This window comes from Candidatus Accumulibacter sp. ACC007 (assembly GCF_907163205.1).
GTDB lineage: Bacteria > Pseudomonadota > Gammaproteobacteria > Burkholderiales > Rhodocyclaceae > Accumulibacter > Accumulibacter regalis.
Window position 1 is genome coordinate 179,118 of record NZ_CAJQUD010000004.1, and the last position, 18,618, is coordinate 197,735.

Genomic DNA, 18,618 nt, shown 5'->3' on the forward strand with positions numbered 1-18,618 from the left:
GTCTTTTGCGAGCGTGCATTGATCTTGAGTGCGTAGTTCTATAATCTGAAACATCCATGATGAATCGTTTGCCGGGCCACGACTCCTCTTCGCTCTTCGCTCTTCGCACTTTCCTATTCCTGCATCGCCATTGCCCTGCCCCTCTTTTCCTGATCACTTTCTACTGCGAGGTCTACCATGCCCGACGTCAACAGCGAACTTTCCACCGCCAGCAAACAGAAGCTGGTCTCCGACATGAAGATCGTGGTTTCCGACGCAGAGGAAATTCTGCGCGCCACCGCCGGCGTTGCCGGCGAGAAGATGGGCGACCTGCGCGAACGTATTGGCGAGAGCCTGCGCGACGCCAAGCTTCGCCTGGCCGATGCTGAAGTGGCGGTCGTCGATAGAACCAAGGCAGCGGCACGTGCCACCGACGACTTCGTGCACGAGAATCCGTGGCGAGCCGTCGGCGTCGCGGCCTTCGTCGGCCTGCTGCTCGGTGCGCTCATCAGTCGCCGCTAGGCATAGCCCAGCGCCATGAGCGACACAGGGGTCAGCGCTGGGAACGGCCGCAGCGGCCTGCTCGCCGGTGCCAGGAATGCTGCGCTTGCACTGCTCGGCACCGGACGGACGCGGCTCGAACTCCTGGGCAATGAGCTCAAGGAGGAAAAGCTGCGCGCCGTCCGTCTGCTCCTCCTCTCGCAGATGCTGGCCTTCTGCCTGGCACTGGGCACGATTCTGCTGGTGGGTTTGCTGGTCATCGTGTACTGGGACCAGCGCGTCGTCATCCTGGCCTCGGGCAGCGTGCTGTTCATTGCTGGCAGTGGCCTTGCCTACCTGGCCCTGCAGCGGGCCATGCGCCGACCCGATCATCTTTTCGCAGCCAGCCTGGCCCAACTCGAAGAGGATCTTCGCCAACTGAAACGCACGGCCGGCGATGAATCAAGAGCTGATTGACATCGCCGTCGAGCGCGGCCGACTGATCGAGCGCATCAGCAACCAGCGACAAATACTGGCTCGCGACCTGCAGCCCGTTGCTGGAACCCTGCACACCGCCGATCGCGCAATCACTAGCGTTCGCCAGGGCACCGCTTACCTCAAACAACACCCCGAAATCGTCGCCGTCGGCGTCGCTCTGCTGATCGTCGTCAAACCCGGCCGCGTGTGGCGCTGGAGCAAACGTGGCTACTTCGCCTGGCGCGCCCTGAGCGCGCTGCGCCGACAGTTGACCGATCTTGGCGTACTCGCTCGCCAGCGACCGTAGCTAGCGGCACCCAGGGCGGCCGCCAAGGCCGTCAGCGTGGTCGTCAGCCCGGCCGGCAGCGCCGCGCCACACCGCGGTGCCTTCACGGCCAGACGCCAAGCGCAACAAGCTGCCGGTTGGCGGCTTCCGCCCAGCCACGGTTGGCCGCCGGGCTGGCCGGACTCGGATGCAGCACTCGCCCGATCTTGACGCCTGTCCCGGCCAGTGCCGCCAGCGCCCGCGCCTCGGCAAAAGCGCCGACGCCAATCACCCATTCCGGCTGCAGAGCGGCGACCACGGTCCGCAGGTGGCTATCGCAGGCGGCACGCAAGGCCGCTCCCTCTTCGGCGGGCAACTTGTCCGGGGTGAGATTGCGAGCACGCTCAAAGAAGGCCAGGGGACAGTAATTGGCGACAAAATGATCGGCAAAGAAGCGCTCGGCGCAGCCAAAACGGTCGCGGAACAATCCCCACAGGCGCCGCCCGCTGACCTCTGAACGCGTGCAGGCGAATCCTTCGATCGGCCGCCAGGGATTCTCCAGCGCCGGCTTCTCAACGGTCGCCACGATTCCCAGCCAATCGCGCACCATCGCAATCTCGCCGAAAGGCACACCGCACTGGACCATCCCGAAAGGGCCGGGATTCATGCCGAGAAACAGCACCCGGCGACGGCCGACAGCATAGCGCCGCAGGTACATCTCATGCGCCGCCCAGGCGTAAGTCAGCGGGTCGTAGGTATGGCTGACCGGCGGAGAAAAGCGCAACGCGGCGAGCCCTGCCGACAGCTGTCGGGCGGCAGCGATCAGTGTTTCGGCGACGCCGGTGTCTCGTTCCATGGAGCGACTTTCAAGAGCAACAGCATGCCCGGGAGCGCCAGCCCGAAACACAGGAAGAAGAAGCTCACCCAGCCCAGCGACTCGACCAGTGCGCCAGCCGTGGCGTTGATGAAGGTGCGCGGAACGGCCGCCAGGCTGGTGAACAAGGCGAACTGGGTGGCGGTAAACGCCGGGTTCGTGGCCCGCGCGATGAACGCCGTAAACGCTGCCGTACCAAGCCCGACCCCCAGGTACTCGGCGGCGATGACGCTCGCCAGCGCCACTCGATCAATGCCCTCGATGCTCGGCTGCACGCCGCGCCAGGCCAACCAGGCGAAACCGAGAATGGTCGCCATCTGCACCACGCCGAACAGCCAAAGTGCGCGGTTGATACCCAGGCGCACCATCCACAGACCGCCAAGCAGGCCGCCAAATACCGCCGGCCACAGGCCAGCGTGCTTGGCGATCACACCGATGTCGGTCATGCTGTAGCCGAGGTCGAGGTAGAACGGCGTCGACAGGCTGGTGGCCAGCGAATCGCCAAGCTTGTAGAGAAAGATGAAGCCAAGAACCAGCGCGGCTCCCAGCCAGCCTTTGCGGCCAATGAATTCGTGAAAGGGCTCGATGACCGCTGCGCGCAGGGTCTTGGGGGACGCTGCCGCGAGCGGTTCGTCGACCAGCAACACCATCACCATCCCGGGAACCATGAAGGCGGCGGTAATCCAGAAGACCTGCGCCCAGGGAATCAGGTCGGCCAGGATCAGCGACAGCGATCCCGGCACCAGTCCCGCGATCCGGTAGGCATTGACATGCACGGCGTTGCCAAGCCCGAGTTCTTCGTCATGTAGAATTTCGCGGCGAAAGGCATCCAGGGCGACATCCTGCGTCGCCGAAAGGAAGGCCAGCGCGACCGAGAGCCAGATCACCGGCGTCAGATTGGTCGCCGGCGAGAAGCCGCCAAGCAGACCGATCGACAAGAGCAGGCCAATCTGCGAAACCAGCATCCAGCCCCGTCGGCGACCGAGCGGCAGGCGATAGCGATCGAGCAGCGGCGCCCAGAGAAATTTCCAGGTATAGGGAAACTGGATCAGGGCGAAGAAACCGATGATCTTGAGGTCGACGCCGTCACTGCGCAGCCAGGCCGGAAGCAGGTTCAGCAAGAGGTACAGTGGCAAACCTGAACTGAACCCGGTGAACACACAGATGAGCATCCGCCGCGTCAGCAGCAGGCGCAACCAGTCAGGCGTCAAGATTTTCGTCCGAGCCGATAGAAAGCCAGGCTGCCGTTCAGGTTCGGGTCGTCGGCCACCTCCCGGCCAGCCTCGTCGAAGGCCAGACGCTCACGAATCTCGATACCGAGCCGGCCACACAGGTCTTCGAAATCGACGATCGTGAAAAAGCGCACGTTCGGAGTGTCGAACCAGTCGTAGGGCAGATCCTCGGAGACCGGCATGTGCCCGGCGGCAATCGCCGCGCGGTTGCTGCGGTAAGCGAAGTTCGGGAAGCTGACCACCGCTTCGTGAGCGACGCGCAACATCTCGCTGAGAATGCGCTCGGTGGTATGCATGGTCTGCAAGGCCTGCGAAATGATCGCGCGATCGAAAGAGTGGTCCTCGAAGCCCTGCAGGCCGGATTCGATGTTCATCTGGATCACGTCGACGCCGTTGCGAATACAGCCGAGAACGCTTTCCTGGTCGATTTCGACGCCATAGCCGGTCACATCGCGCGTCTCGTCGAGGTAACGCAACAACCTGCCGTCGCCACAACCAAGGTCGAGAACGCGCTCGCCGGGTTGCAGCCAGTTCGCGATCACCGCGAAATCGAAGCGCTCGCGCTGCTCGGCCTTGACTCTCCTCTCGTGCTCGGTCATACGGCGATGTTCTCCAGATAGGCGCGCAGCAGGGCGTGATAATGCTGATCGTCGAGGAGGAAGGAATCGTGGCCGGCGTCGCAGTCGATCTCCGCATACACGACGCGCAGGCGGTTCTGCAGCAGCGCGAAGACGATTTCCCGTGAACGCGCCGGTGCAAAACGCCAGTCGGTCGAAAAGCTGGCGACGAAGAACCTCGCCTTGGCACGTGCCAGGGCGCTCGGCAGGTGCCCGGCGTAGGCGTAGGCGGGGTCGAAGTAGTCGAGCGCCTTGGTCATCATCAAATAGGTATTGGCGTCGAAGAAAGCGGCGAACTTGTTGCCCTGATAGCGCAGGTAGGACTCGATTTCGAAGTCCACGTCGTAGCTGAACTTGTGCTCGCCATGGCGCAGCTGCCGACCAAACTTCTCGGCCATCTGACTATCCGAGAGATAGGTGATATGGCCAACCATTCGCGCCAGCCGCAAGCCACGCGTCGGCAACACCCCGTGTTCGGCGTAGTGCCCGCCATGGAAATCCGGATCGGAGATGATCGCCTGCCGCGCCACCTCGTTGAAGGCGATGTTCTGCGCCGAAAGCTTGGGTGCCGAAGCGATGACCATCGCGTGCCGGATGCGGTCGGGGAACTGCAACGACCATTCGAGCGCCTGCATGCCACCGAGGCTGCCGCCAAGCACTGCCGCCCAGGTGTCGATGCCCAGATGGTCGGCCAGCCTGGCTTGCGCTGCGACCCAGTCCTCGACGGTGACCAGGGGAAAATCAGCGCCGTAGCGCTTGCCGGTCTCCGGCTTGATCGACAGCGGGCCGGTCGAACCGTAGCAACCGCCCAGATTGTTGACCCCGATGACAAAGAACTTGTTGGTATCGAGTGGCTTGCCGGGTCCGACCAGGTTGTCCCACCAGCCGATGTTCTCGCGATCGTCGGCATAGAAGCCGGCGACGTGGTGACTGCCGGCCAGCGCATGGCAGACCAGCACGGCGTTGGAATGGTCCGCGTTGAGCGTGCCATAGCTTTCGTAGGCGAGCTCGAAACCGGGCAGCACTGCACCGCTCTTCAGTGTCAGCGGCGTGTCGAAGCGCACGCGCTGCGGCGTAACGAGTCCGACAGAGTTCTCTGGTGACATCGCGATCGTTTGAGTAACCGAGGCAGGAGAAAAAAAAACCCAGTCAGCTGGCAAGGCGGACCGGGCGTGCCGCGCTTTAGCCGTATTTATAGGGCGCCCGCAAGCTGATCGTTCAAATCGGCGCCAAGGCCGCGAAAGTTACCCGCAGCCTGCGAAAAAGTCAATTCAGGCGTTGAGTTTGTCGAGCTGCTCGCGTATCTTCCCGGGCTCCTCGTGGCGCAGCAAACGGCGAACGATCGGCGCCAGCTCCGCACAGTTGCTCTGCATGATGCGCTGCTTGACCGACAGGATCTGCGCCGGATGCATCGAAAACTGGCGCAGGCCCATCCCCAGCAGCAGGCGCGTCAGCTGGGGGTCGCCGGCCAGTTCGCCACAGATGGAAACCGGGATGTGCACCTTTTCGGCACTGGCGATGGTGTGCGCCAGGAGCATCAGGACGGCCGGATGCAACGGATCGTAGAGGTGTGCCACCTGCTCGTCGCTGCGATCGATGGCCAGCGTGTACTGAATCAGGTCGTTGGTACCGATCGACAGGAAGTGAAGGCGGCGCAGAAAGAGTCCGACCGCCAGCGCTGCAGCCGGGATCTCGATCATCGCCCCGACTTCGATCGCCTCGTCGAACGGGCAGTTCTCGCCGCGCAGGGTCGCCTTCGCGCGCTCGATGGCCGCCAGCGTCTGGTCGATCTCGTGCGCCTGCGAAAGCATCGGAATCAGCAACTTGATCTTGCCGAAGTGCGATGCGCGCAGGATGGCGCGCAACTGCGTCTGGAACATCTTCGATTCGGCGAGCGACAGCCGGATCGCGCGCAGGCCGAGCGCCGGATTGCTTTGCATGCGCTCCCCGGCGACTTTCTCCGGATGCAGGTCCTTGTCGTAACCGAGATCGAAAGTACGGATGGTGACCGGGCGGCCGATCATGCCCTTGACCACCGTTCGGTAGGCCTCGAACTGTTCGTTTTCGGTCGGCATGTCGCCGCGGTCGAGAAACAGGAACTCGCTGCGAAACAGGCCGACCCCTTCGGCGCCACCATCGAGCGCATTGGCAACGTCTCCGGGCAGCTCGATATTGGCATGCAGCGCGATATCGACACCGTCGAGCGTCGACGACTTTGCCGTCTTGAGACGCCTGAGCTTGGTGCGTTCGAGCTCGATCTGACTTTTCTGAGTCGGTATTCGTCGAGGATGCGCGGATCGGGATTGACGATCAGCACGCCGCGCGTGCCATCGACAATCAGGTTTTCCTTGTCGCGGATCAGTTGCCGGGCATTGTGCAGGCCAAGCACCGCCGGGATGCGCAGGCTGCGCGCAAGAATCGCCGTGTGCGAGGTCGAGCCGCCAACGTCGGTGACGAAGGCCGCGAAATGGTGCTCCTTGTAGGCGATGACGTCCGCTGGCGAGAGATCGTGCGCCACGACGATCAGATCCTCTTCCTTGACTCCCTTGCCGGTGCGCATCGCCATTCGCCCGGGCTGCCCGACGAGCTCCTTGATCACCCGTTCGACGACCTGGCGCACGTCGTAGCTGCGCTCGCGCAGGTACTGGTCTTCAAAGCTCTCGAACTGCCCCACCAGCACTTCCATCTGCTGCACCAGCGCCCATTCGGCGTTGCAGCGACGTTCGCGAATCAGTTGCTTGGGCGTCTCGGCAAGCTCCGGATCGGCGAGAATCATCGTATGCAGGTCGATGAACGCGCCGAACTCGCCAGGCGCATGCTGCATGCGCTCCTTCAGGCTGGCAAACTCCTCGCGGACGCGCTCCAGCGCGACCTCGAAGCGTGCGACCTCCCGGTCTACAGGCGCGGCGAGATGACCAGGTGCGAGACCTCGAGTGTCGCGTGCGACATCAGATGCGCCCTGACCGATCGCTATGCCGCCGGAAACCGGCAGGCCATGCAGCGTAAAACTCATGTTGGAACTCATTCCGCCTCGCCAAATCTTTCGGCAACCAGAGCCAGAATGGCCTCGCTGGCCGCCTGCTCGTCGTTGCCCGTCGTCTCGACAATGACCGTCGATCCCTTGCCCGCAGCGAGCATCATCACCCCCATGATGCTTTTGGCGTTGATGCGACGGGCGCCCTTCTCCATCCACACGTCGCTGTCAAAGCTGCTGGCCAGCTGGGTCAGCTTCGCCGAGGCACGCGCGTGCAGGCCCGCTTGTTGAGAATGACTGTTTCAGCACGTACCATTCGCGGCTCCGATCGTCGTCAGCGGCTAGGGTGTGGGCAGCTTCATCACGCCATCGTGAGCACCACTGACGGCCTTCTGAAGAATGGTTTCCATGCCCTTGTCGCGATAGGTCAGCGCGCGCAGCAGCATCGGCAGGCTCAGACCGGAAACACCTTCGATGTGGCCGGGCCGAAGCAGTTTGAGCGCCAGATTGGCCGGCGTCGCGCCAAAGATGTCGGTCATCACCACCACCCCTTCGCCGCCGTCGACTTCCTCGAGCAGCAGGCGCGCCCGCGGCAGGATGTCGAGCGGGTCGTCCTGTGGTGCGACGCCAAATTGTGCGATTAGTGGCGGACGTTTGTTGAGGACATGACAAACGTTCTGAATCAGGCTTTCGCCAAAACAGCCGTGCGTTATCAGAAGAATGCCGATCATTGCGCCCACCCGTCAAAACAGGCCGCCATTCTAAGCGATTCCGCGCCCCTGGGCACTCTCCACAGGATCGGTGAACGGCTCATGGCAGGACTTCGAGCGCCTGCGGCTCGCCGCCGACGTAATCGAGGCGAGCGTGCAGCGCGCGACTGACCTGCACCCGGCCTTCGGCATCGACCCTGAGAACCTGCTGCAGCTGCAGCCGACGCGCCAGACGCGGCCAGTCGGCGCCGGCAATGAACAGCGGCTTGGAGGCGACGTCGGAGAGCGTTCCAGCGTCGGCACGTCGGCTGACCAGTACGGTCGCGCCTGCGTGTGCCTCACCGGCTCGGCGCTGCGCGGATCGAGCAGGTGGCAGTAGCGCCGGCCGTCGATCTCGAAATAGCGCTGGTAATCGCCAAGAAGTGCCAATCGCCTCGCCATCGTCGAGTTCGACCGTCGCCAGCGGACCCGGCTGGCAGCGGGTGCGGGATACCCACCCGCCAGCGCTCGCCATTCTTGCTGCCGAGCGCCAGCACATTGCCGCCAATATTGATCAATGCATTGGTGCACGCCCTGCGCCTTGAGGATGCTCGCTGCGCGGTCCAGCGCCACGCCCTTGAGGTAGCCCCGAAAATCAAAGCGCCAGCCGGGTGTTGCGGCTACTGACCTGGAGCTCGTCGAGTTGCAGGTCAGCGACACCCGCTGGCGCCGCTCGCCAGCAGCCGCGTATCGGCGTCCGGCAAGCTCGCCGGCAAATCGTCGGACTGAAAACCCCACAGCGCGATCAAGGCGCCGATCCCGGGGTCGAAAAGCCCTTCGCTGAGCAGCGAGAAACGGCTGCGCGTGGGCCAGCAGGCCGGCCATTTCCGGCGTCACCGACGCCGTCCGGCCGGCGGCCAGGGCCTGATTCAGGCCGCTCAGCTCGGAAGGCTGCCAGGCGTGATAGCGACGGTGCAGACGGTCGAACTCGCGCAGCACGGCGGCCGCCGCCGGACGTGCCGCGGCCTCGGGAAGACCGGCATCAAAATCTCGACACGGGTACCGAAAACGAAAGCCTGCTGCTGGTGCAGCGGCGCCCGCGCGCAGGCAGCAAGAAGGCAAGCCAGCGCGAAAAGGAGAACTAGGCGGCAGCTGCGCACTCACGTTCCAGCGCCGCCACGAACAATTCGGCCGCGTCAAAGCCGGTCTGCTCGGCGATTTCGACGATGCACGTCGGGCTGGTGATGTTGATCTCGGTCAGCCAGTCGCCGATGACGTCGAGGACCGACGAAAACAAACCGCGCGCCGCCAGCACTGGCGCCAGCGTGGTCGGATTTCGCGGGTCGCGCGCACTCAGTTCGCGCGCCACGCCACGGCCGCCGACGGCCAGATTGCCGCGCGTCTCGCCGGGCTTGGGAATGCGCGCCAGGCAATAGGGAACGAACTTCGCCACCGACGATCAGGATGCGCTTGTCACCGTCGCTGATCTCCGGAATATAGCGCTGCGCCATGATCGTACGCGCACCATGGTGGGTCAGGGTCTCGATGATCACGTTTGCGATCGGGTCATCGGTGACCGCACCCGAAACCCAACTCGCTTCCGGCGCCATTCGCCACCGAGGGCTTTATTGATCGTATCCCGCTCGAGGGTCGCAACGCCGGATTCACGCCTTCAGAACGCGCCACCCCGCCGTGTACCGCAAACTGCGAACAACTCTCACCTACAACGTCTCGGAATGATCGGCTCAGCGCGCGCGGCCGATTGAAAACGCGCTCACCCCCCTCTGCCTCGTCCGCTCTCCAGCAACCAGGTACTGGGTCACGTAATCGGCGTCGGGAAGGGCGTAGTCTTGTGTCTCATCATGCCTCGGACACTGAAATCGCGCAGCCAACGACATGGCGATCAACCACCCCCCCCCCCCTCGACGAACACAGTCGTCAGTCGCGAGCATTTCCAATGCACCGCCTCGGCACATCCCCCTTTCACGCCGACCAGTTGATCGATTGACTGCTGACTTGCCACATAGACGGCGACTTTAGGGGTCTCCCGCTTGTCCGGCCCTGCGCTGGCACTCATCAATGCGTGCTGGATGTCTTTGGTACTCCTCCGCCGAGGGCTACAAGGGATCGACACGAATGCTTATACGCATAGAGGTTCTCCTCCAGGGTGCCGTTTGTTCGAACTCGAACACAGCGGCCGATTTTTGCATCCGGGGCGACGCCCCGTCGGCGTGACACATTCGGCGCGCCTGCCGCAAGCACGCATATGCTTCGATCCGCGATCTTACACCGCAGCCACTCAGGAAGGTACGAAGACTCGGGAAGCGGCGTCCTGTTCGGGCTGCGCTCGGGTAACAAAGCGACCGTCGCAGACATGCCGTCGGCCCATCGACGCTTGTTCAGGCCGCCGCCAGCGCCACCCCGTCGAACGCCGCTGATGACGTGGGGAAATCTCCCAGTAACCTGAGCCAATCGTATTGCATTTGCAGCGATGCTACATGAACGGCTGCGGACGACGCTTCTTGGTTTGTTTACCATAGACCCCGTTCCGTACTATCGCGGCGACTGATGATTAGGCCCACGCCCCACGGCAACCACCGAGTTGGACCATCGAAGGACCTTGATTCGGCGTGCGAGATCAAGACTCTCCTTTTTCGCCATCAGCGCCGCGGGCGGCGGCGCACCGGGTTGGTCACCACAGCCTCCCGCCGGTGGCCCAGTGGCCACCGTCGCGCGAGCAGACAAAGCTTCGGTTACGTACGCCTCGCTGTGCGTCCAGATCGTCGGCAGCAGGACACCGGCACCAACCTTGACCGAATGCGATTCGCCTCAGGTGCAAAGCGGAAGTCCAACCGGCGCGATAACAGCAGTGTGCCCTCCGCTTTCGACGAAGTGACGCTCGCTCCCACTGCATTCTTTCCCAGGCCGTGCCATTCCTTCGCCGCACACCCTGCCGGCGTAGCGCGTACTGCGCGAAAAATTGTCGGGTTCAACGCCAGATCGCGCAGTTTGGGTGTGACCTCGGCAAAAGAGCGCGAGTCCGCCCAGGTCGACGAAGTCGGTGATGCGTTCCGGTCCGCATGCATCAAGCTATTTAGCGGCACCGCCGAGTCGCCTGAGCGATCACGTCTGCGTGAATGGATACCACTTCACCGACCTGCGCCAGAATGCGCACTGGCACTTCGCTCGATGAAGAACAGATAAAAGATTGGCCGCGCCCTCGAGCCCTCCTCTGTCTAGTTCAAAAATCCGGCGTCCGGCACAATTTCCTGATAGCGGCCACGTAGGGTGGGTTTGCCGATGATGGTGGCGCAAACGCCGCGTTCTCCGGCAGCGCAAGAATTCCATACCCGTTGCTCCCCGTGGGGCGCATCCGTTCATCGATCTCGAGCCCACCCGGCCAAGGAAAATGCTGCAGGAGCACCGTCCCCAGGCCGGATCGAGCCGTCCTGCCAGCGGTTGCGGACTCAGCGCCAGCATCGCCTCTACTAATCGCCTGCGGAGTGAATCCCTGCCCCAGCAGCGCTGACATACATCGTAGTCGGGCTGCGCAGGCGACAATCACTTTACTGCCACCAGCCACCCCCCGGTCGCCAGCACGACCCTCATCAACTGTCGCCCCAGCGCATTACCGAACGGTCGCAATGCTGTTCGCCGGGCGCCCTGTCGTCACTTGCGCTGATCGCCAGGTACACCATTTTATTGTTGGGCCGCGCCCACATTCTGATGACGCGCGGTCATTACTCAGATCGAGTATCTTTCGATAACACCACCATGCTGATTCGGCCGTTTGGCCGGCAGCGTGATCGGGCCGGTCGGCCGGCCAGGCAGAAGCGAAACTGCGACGGGAACCTCCTGCTCCAGACCAAAGCTGCCGCCTGCACCACCGTTTTCTGGCCTACTTACGTTGGCATTGTGGGGGGCGGCCTCCTCCGGCACCTGCCCGCGTCGGAAAGCTATCGCCACAATCTGTGAATTGCGCCCGATCATCTTCCACTCAGGTGGTCCTCCAGCAAGTCTCTTCGGCAAGCACCAAAGTGACCTCCGACACGAGCCATACGCCAAGCACGCTCCGCCCTGGTCAAGACTGCTGTTCGCTTCATCATTCTGTCTCCTTGGCCATCATCACTCCGGATAGGCCTCCCAGCGTCACTTTAGTGGATCTGCCCCCCGCCTAACCCGGCGGGCGCGCTGGCTGATTGGCATCTTGTCGTAAAAGTCACGTCTTTCGGCCCGCTGCGCGCCGTTCCCACTGATCGTCACCCGAACTCCCAGGGTGAGCACCACCGCGCGCAGCGATGTCGTTCGCCGTGCAGGCCTAAATGATGCCTTGACTCCTTGCCGCTGCTCAGGCGCTTCATCTGTTCGAGCGAGTAAATTTTCAGACATGCGGCCTTCTGCCGAAAGTTTCCGCCAATATCCTGGCTACCTGACCCAGCAGCGGCAATCGTCGCCCGTCTTCGACGGGCGAGGAAAGCCTTGCCGGCTTTCTGGCGCGAGAGCAGATGCGCCATATTTGTTGCTTGCAGATTTTAAGCATAGCCGCGACCGTCTTCTTGGCGCTCTATGCCCATTGCTTCGTCGTGCGGCAGTGAATCACTTGATGCGCATCCCTGCCGCTACCCCAGCTCGCGTACAGACGACCAGCTGGCTCCCCCATGCCACGGCCATCGGGCAGCTGGCCCGGCAACAGGTGAGGCGCGGCCCTCGGTGGAGAGATCACCAGCGATTCGCCGAACGAACCTCCTGCGGCCGAACCGTCACTGCGGTCTCCGTCTTGAACAGAACCCCGGAGGTCAAGGCCTTGCCCTGCGACCCCGGCCCATCCTTTCTCGAAATGATCAACCGTCACCGGCTCGTCGGCTCCGGGCCGCCTCTTCCTCTGCGCGCGAAGCGGTGAACCGCGGTTTGATGAATCGCCCTCCGCGCGTGCGCGTTCTCCCCGTCATACCGTCCTTGATTTCCCTGATCACCTTCCGGCGCAGCAGCGTGTCCTTCTAGCCTCTTCAGCAAGCCCTCGCGCTTCACCGGGGGGGGGGGGGCGGGGGCCGCTTGCCGCTCCTGCTCGGGCGGATTCCCCTCTAGTCGCTGCCACTGGCGCGGCGCATTTTCGCGGATAATCCTCGTCCTTCCGATCCGAGAGGATGACGCGCGCGCATCAGCGCTGCCTTCCGGGGTCGTCGGGTGATTCGCGGATGATGCGGATCACTTCGTCTATGTTCGGAGACGAGTCCGTCCTCGTAGAATATGGCTCGGTCGTCGGCTTTACTGCAAGCGGACTCGGTTGCGCCGGTAGACCGTCCGCAGACTGAAAGGTCACACCACTCACCGCTCAGAGTCGACCACCGATTTCTGGCACGGCCCGCCTATCGAGCCGGGACCTCCCCAGTTCTGATTTTGTCGCCGAGGTTTTCGAGGCTGGTATGCGCAGAGCAGCATGCCACGAATTCCTTGTTCTGTCGATGCGCGAACATGCTCGGTTTCAAAACCAGCCGATGTCCGTATACCTTGCCCGACGCTTCTGTCGCGCGGTCGAGCTGCGAGCCATCAGGTCTTAGCGCGCCACGCTCTTCGACGGCCTTCTTTCCCTGCCTAAGCGGCTGCGGGTTGAGCAGAACGTGCCGATTCGGCGAGCACCTTGGCCGATGAGACGCCGGTGGCAGCTCGGTGAACACCCATTTGCCAGGCGCGCCGCGCGCCATTTCTTCGGATCCGAGCGCGCCCGCCTCTGCGCAGTGCTGGGCCGCGGCCCACTGCGTAAGCGCCGGCAATATCGGCGGTTCCTGAGTGAATGATCTGGCCCTGTCCACACCCGATCAATCGTGTTCTCCGGCACCCGTCCGGAGTTCCTCTCTCGACGACCCCCGCCCGGAATGCTCGATCTCTTGTAGACTTGGGCCGCCGCGCGACCCTCGCGGTTCTGTGCGCCGGCATTCGTGGCATTCCGCGGCGATTCCCGACGCATCGCATCAGCCCCCACCCGTGAGCCACAGAAGGCAGGGCCCGCGCCTGGCCAATGAATGCCGGTTCTTTCTAAAGAGCCGTCCGTAGTTTGGGCAGGGAGGACTTTTCGCACCGTGCCTTTCGCCCCAGTTCGGCCGAAGCAGCGGCCCTCGCGATCCGCTTCAGGCGCGCTTCGCGTGGTGAGCTCAATCGACTGCCCAGCGTTGCTCGCCATCGGCGCGAAGCCGAAATTTGCCCTGAGCCCCCGTCGACCATCGGGGGCGCATGCATGCAGCGGCTGCGCGGACGCGCACCCATCGCGTCTTATGTGCCCTAGTATAACCAATGCCGGGTGTACTTGCCGATGACGGCTCCTACGACACCGCCCGACTTGAGTCGCGTGCTTGCGGTTCGCCGACAGTCCCGAAGTTCGCGCATCGCACCAGCACCCCTGGATCTGCCCGCACCGGCTTCAGCACGTCCTTACGGTCCGGCAGCGCACGGCCGCTGACAACGGACAATCGCGTACTTCGAGGTCGTCGCGCGCCAGCCGGAGCTGGCCTTGTCTTCCCCATCCATCCGATGCAGCATGATGCTGGGTCGTCACCAATCGCCAGCCATCGTCGCATCAACTGCCGGCCGGCGGTGCGCCCACACCCTGGCGGCAACGGCGGCAGACGCTTGCGTCCGCGGTGTTTGGCAAACAGGTCTGGAGTCGACTTCGTCCTTTTATCACGTTCGGCTCTACCCGCCAAATTTACTGCACCGATCAGCGCGCCATTGTCTTCCACCCGCCCGCCGACCCGCGACTCGCTCTTGCCAATCAACATGTCTCACCAACAACCTCGGCTGCGCCCCGCGACTGCCCCGCATGCGGATGCGCTCAGGGCCGCGTGTCGTGGCGACATGGTGGTCTCCCAGCAGTTAGCTCGGAATTCATTTCGCCCAGGCCCTTGAAGCGCGTAACAACCGCATCCTACGGCTTGATGCCTTCTAGTCGCAGCCGATTCGAGGGTCCGCCGCGCAGTTCGTCGCTATCGAGTGCGTACAACTTTGCGTGGCGCGCGGGCTATTCTTGCCCTGGCCGGGAACGTCCGAGTCGAAACAGCGGCGGCGGTTGCAGCAAGTACAAATGTCCCGCTGGCATTCAGCTTCGTATCGGTAAATGACGGTACGAAAAGCGTGCCGCAGGACGCGGTATGCTGCGTAGCATCGACCGTCGGCATCGTCATGATCACCACCTTTCCGTAACTCAGATTTGTTCATACCGCGCTGGCGCGCTCGCCGATGCGATCCGATGCCCATGGCAACCCGCAACTGTCAATGCACCTCGGCCGGTGCGAATAACAGCTGCCGCTACGACCTCCCAAAAAGGTATTTCAGCACCTTTGCCGCGCAGCGGCAGGCTCGCCTGCAGCTCCTTGTCCGCGCCCATTCGCCGAACCGGGCCTCGGAATCGCCTTCGACGAGAAATATTCTCGTTGCGGCGCGTGTCCATCGCTCTGGCATTAGCCATGCTTGCCCTGCAGAATGGCCACTCCCGATCTGCTGGCGTTTTCTCGACTTTCTGTCCGGGCCGCGAACGCGCCTTCGCGGCACGGATGGCCATATTTCGGTGATCTTCTTGCGCGCATCCTGATTGTTCGTTTGATCCACAATTCCAAGGGTGATCCACAGCAGCACTGCGCTTCCCACCCGCGCCACCGCGTCGCGGAATTCAGGCGCTCCTTGGTCTGTCCCTGAAACGAGGATCGCAGCATGCTCACCGGCGGCACGAACATTGCGCGTGAAAAAGACGTCTTCGGGCGGCCGTCCAGTTTTGACCGCTTGGGCACATCGCATGTGATCGGAAAAACTCTTCACCGCGTCCACGTCGCCTGCCGCGACCGGCCTCTTGCGTACCGCGGAGGGTGGTCCCGGATCCGGTGACGTAGGTATTCGCGCCCAGGCTGCGTCGGCTGTTCCAGCAGATCGCCCACCGCGCCCGAACCGACCGGAAGTTCTTCGTCGCCCTTGGCGGCATACTTCTCCTCGCCGCTGAAAACGCGCGACCTTTCGCCGTCTATCTGCTCGCTCAGTTACTGCACATGCCATCGCGAACCACATCAAGTACTCGCGCCGCCCTGACGCTCCGTGCAAACCTGCAGACCCGGCATCAGCAGCGCCTTGCTGCGCACAGTCGTTCGAGTTGCGGCAGCTGTATCAGCGGCGAATCGAGGAAACTCGCGTCCCGGTCCAAGGCGCGCAGACGCGTGCCGCTGGTTCTTTTTGGGCGCATCGGGGCCGCCCCGCTGCAGCGGCTCGATCCAGTTACCACCGCAGCGAAAGCCATGCTTTGCCGCCCGCCGTCGCGCCCACTCGACTTCGAGCGCGTGGTCGACCGCGCGTTTGGTCCCGAAACGCCCATCCCCGGCAAGAGCCACCCTAGAAGCGCTCGCCAGATTCGCGCTCATCCTTGTTGAACTTGCCGCCCGCGTGCAGCCGTTGACAGCAACGACCGTCGTCACCTGTTCGAGCGGATGATCTCGACCGGAATACCAGCGCCCGTCGTCCCGCGACACGGACCGATTGGTCGCCTGTGCAGGGTCACCGGTGATTCGTTTGCAGAAGCCCTCCCCGCGCCTCGTCGGCGGACATTGTCCGTATCGCTTCCTGGATGAATGTGCAGGGGGCAATCGTGCGCGTATACATCCCGGGACGATGGCGCAACCGGCTCCATTCCCCTTGAAACGGCGATCTATTCGGCGGTGTAGCTCATTACAGTGAGTTTCTCCAGCAGCCGCCCGCGCGTTGGGCCGCGGGCGGTCAGGGACTTTTTTCGTAGTGGCAAGCCTGCTTCGCAGCAGGTTCTGTGGCCGGCGCGGCGGCAGCCTTGCAGCTCCCGCCTCGGGGCAAAAAAAGAACCCGAGAAAGCCTGCCGCCCTAGCGTATCGATGCTGCGTATGTGTCTACCGAATCGGCGAAGCAATCGGGGGGGATCTGCCCGGGGAGCGCTCTTTTCCTCGCCGCTCTGGTGTACGCTGGCCCTGCCGCCTTCCGCCGGCTCCTGCCAGCCGCAATGCGCGCGATCGTCAGTCCCCGGGAAAATCACGAACGCAGATGGTGGCCGGATTCATCAGTCCGACGCCCCCTTGCGCCAGCCGGTAGTTCATCACCGACGGTCGAGTGAAGCTGGTCATATCATCATCGCTCGGCGAGCGCTGCCTTGCGCACGCCCTTCGGCAATCGTATCAGGACGGTGCCACCGGGAAGGACACATCGATGCGTACCTTGACTCGCTCACGCTCGACCACCATAATTTCTCCGCGAGTTGCTCGGGTGTCAACACGGTGAGCTGCAGTTTGATCGGACCGCCACGTAGGCGCTCAGGTCTTTCGCTCTGCAAATATCAAGGCAGGCGATCGACTGGCCCGCGCTGAGACCTCGGTCTTGCGTCTTCCGATGCCGGTGACGCTCGCGGTTTCCCGTGAACCTCTGGCTGCTCGCGTCTGAGGCTATCGAGAGTCGCTCGATGAGCGGCCTTCGATCAGCTGCAAAGCGCCGCGCACTGTTTTGGCCGTTGTGAGGACTTACTCGCCGATCGCCATGTCGCCCTCCCCCTCGATAGTGATGCCGGCGTTCAGGGATCGCCGCTGCGATTCCCATGCCCTGCAGCATCCCCCATCACGTCGCTGCTAACCGGCGCCTTGTCAGCGCACGGCCCAGGGACTAACATCAGATCTGACAGGCGATTCAATCTTGCGCGCAAGTCGAGACCTGCCTGTGGCCGCCCGATTAACATCTGCTCTCGGCGCGACGACAGGACGGTGCGCGCCAGATGCGCGAATGCAGGCGGCCCGTGTCCACCTGCATGATTTAAGTCCTTGAGCTCGAGAGATCATCTGTTGAAAGACTGCCTCGACACTCGGTGCTTCGAGTCGAGTGATCTGCGCCTCGCCGATCATGCTCCCCAGTCCCGGAATCACAATTTCGCCGCCGAGATCGAAAGGTCGTGCTGGATGCCGGGTCCAGGCCTCCGGATGGCGTCCGGCATATTTCGGTCATAGCAGCCGATGACCGAGTTGAGCTCGTCGCCTGGCACATGTTCTCGATCGCAAAGCTGTCCTTGGCTACCCGCTCCCGTCGCCGAGACCGGTGGTGCCGGCGTCGCCGTTGCGGTACGATTTTTGAGAGCGATTGCCCATGCGGGCTTTCCTGATCCAAAATAGGGCGATTATAGCTGAAGGGATTTCGGACCGCCTATCGCTGCGTTGAGCGTTGAAGCAGCTCACCCTGGTATTCGAGGAAAGCTGAGCGACTTTGTCGCGCACAGCTCCAAGGGGAGCCTAAAAACGCATGACAACATCGCCCCAAACCCATGATCGGCCCTGAAGGTCATCGAACTCTGCAGCCTGATCGCCGGTCCCTTCGCGGCCGGATCATGGCCGATTCGGCGCCGAGGTGATCAAGATCGCATCGCCCGCCTTGCGGCGACCCCTTGCTCAATTGCGCAAGCCTCACGAAGGCACCTCGCTGTGGTGTACTTGCAGTCGCGCACAAGAAATCGGTGAGCATCAATCTCACATGCCCGCTGGCCGCGAAATCGTTCATAACTGGTCGCCGAGGCCGATATCGCCGCCGAGAACTTCCCCCCGGCTTCCTCGAAAACTCGCCTGGGCTGGGAAAGCTCTCGCATCACCCCGGGCCTGGTCATGCTAGCGTCTCTCGGGCTTTGGCCCAGAAGCGGACCTCGTGGCGCAACGCCCGGCTTCGGCGGCCATCGGCGAGTCGATGGGGTGGCTTGCGCTCGTCACGCGGCTTCCTGATGCGTCCCCGGTCAAGACGGGCATTTCCTATGGGCCTACTCGATCGCCGCGCGTGGGGCTTTTATCGGGACCTGCATGGCCCTGCTCACAATGAAACGAGTGGCAGGGCAGGTCGTCGATGGTCGCCGCTCTATGTAGGCGGTTCTTCGCGATGATGGAGTCGCTGCTGCCCCGAGTTCGAGTCTTCGTTTCGTCCGCGAACGGCTGGCACAGCATTCCCGTCATCAACGCCGTCGCACACACTCACTCAAGGACGGCAACACGTCGCCATCGGCGCATGGTG

11 protein-coding genes and 3 pseudogenes are annotated in these 18,618 nt (G+C 63.0%); 3 read left to right on the forward strand and 11 right to left on the reverse strand.

The features are described 5' to 3' along the window. Positions 1-177: 177 nt before the first annotated feature. Genes QZ634_RS13005 through QZ634_RS13015 form a run of 3 tightly spaced genes read left to right on the forward strand, consistent with a single transcriptional unit; the run spans position 178 to position 1,243 of the window. Positions 178-501 carry a DUF883 family protein gene (locus QZ634_RS13005; RefSeq protein WP_291988984.1) on the forward strand — a complete coding sequence of 108 codons (324 nt, stop codon included), beginning with the start codon at positions 178-180 and terminating at the stop codon, positions 499-501. Positions 502-516: 15 nt separating this feature from the next. Further along, on the forward strand, positions 517-936 hold the full coding sequence (locus QZ634_RS13010; protein ID WP_291988986.1) for a phage holin family protein: 420 nt from the start codon (positions 517-519) through the stop codon (positions 934-936). After that, on the forward strand, positions 917-1,243 hold the full coding sequence (locus QZ634_RS13015; protein WP_291988989.1) for a YqjK-like family protein: 327 nt from the start codon (positions 917-919) through the stop codon (positions 1,241-1,243). The genes QZ634_RS13010 and QZ634_RS13015 overlap by 20 nt, the downstream gene beginning before the upstream one ends. Positions 1,244-1,325: 82 nt before the next feature. Here QZ634_RS13015 and QZ634_RS13020 read toward each other — a convergent pair whose 3' ends face one another. The 11 genes and pseudogenes from QZ634_RS13020 to QZ634_RS13070 form a co-directional block, all read right to left on the reverse strand. Beyond that, positions 1,326-2,057: a uracil-DNA glycosylase family protein gene (locus QZ634_RS13020; RefSeq protein ID WP_291988991.1), complete on the reverse strand. Its 732-nt coding sequence runs from the start codon at positions 2,055-2,057 to the stop codon at positions 1,326-1,328. Then, positions 2,024-3,247, reverse strand: a complete 1,224-nt coding sequence (locus QZ634_RS13025; protein WP_291989020.1) for an AmpG family muropeptide MFS transporter — start codon at positions 3,245-3,247, stop codon at positions 2,024-2,026. The genes QZ634_RS13020 and QZ634_RS13025 overlap by 34 nt, the downstream gene beginning before the upstream one ends. Positions 3,248-3,282: 35 nt before the next feature. Beyond that, a complete protein-coding gene (gene metW / locus QZ634_RS13030) occupies positions 3,283-3,906 on the reverse strand; it encodes a methionine biosynthesis protein MetW (RefSeq protein WP_291988993.1) in 624 nt (207 codons plus the stop codon). Beyond that, positions 3,903-5,030 carry a homoserine O-acetyltransferase gene (locus QZ634_RS13035; protein WP_291988995.1) on the reverse strand — a complete coding sequence of 376 codons (1,128 nt, stop codon included), beginning with the start codon at positions 5,028-5,030 and terminating at the stop codon, positions 3,903-3,905. Before QZ634_RS13035 ends, metW begins: the two co-directional genes overlap by 4 nt. Positions 5,031-5,195: 165 nt before the next feature. Then, entirely contained in the window at positions 5,196-6,203 is a 1,008-nt protein-coding gene (gene ptsP, locus QZ634_RS13040; protein ID WP_366145398.1) for a phosphoenolpyruvate--protein phosphotransferase, read from the reverse strand. A gap of 98 nt (positions 6,204-6,301) precedes the next feature. Next, positions 6,302-6,949, reverse strand: a pseudogene (locus QZ634_RS13045) (phosphoenolpyruvate-utilizing N-terminal domain-containing protein); the annotation flags it as partial. Next, positions 6,946-7,214, reverse strand: a pseudogene (locus QZ634_RS13050) (HPr family phosphocarrier protein). The pseudogenes QZ634_RS13045 and QZ634_RS13050, both read right to left, overlap by 4 nt. 25 nt (positions 7,215-7,239) lie before the next feature. Further along, complete coding sequence (locus QZ634_RS13055; protein ID WP_291989024.1) at positions 7,240-7,629, reverse strand: PTS fructose transporter subunit IIA; 390 nt, start codon at positions 7,627-7,629, stop codon at positions 7,240-7,242. A 30-nt stretch (positions 7,630-7,659) separates the two neighbouring features. Then, a complete protein-coding gene (locus QZ634_RS21555) occupies positions 7,660-8,751 on the reverse strand; it encodes an FAD:protein FMN transferase (RefSeq protein ID WP_366145397.1) in 1,092 nt (363 codons plus the stop codon). Next, positions 8,729-9,158, reverse strand: a pseudogene (locus QZ634_RS13065) (glutathione synthase); the annotation flags it as partial. The gene QZ634_RS21555 and the pseudogene QZ634_RS13065, both read right to left, overlap by 23 nt. Positions 9,159-14,886: 5,728 nt before the next feature. Beyond that, positions 14,887-15,402, reverse strand: a complete 516-nt coding sequence (locus QZ634_RS13070) for a hypothetical protein (RefSeq protein ID WP_291988997.1) — start codon at positions 15,400-15,402, stop codon at positions 14,887-14,889. Between the last annotated feature and the right edge of the window lie 3,216 nt (positions 15,403-18,618).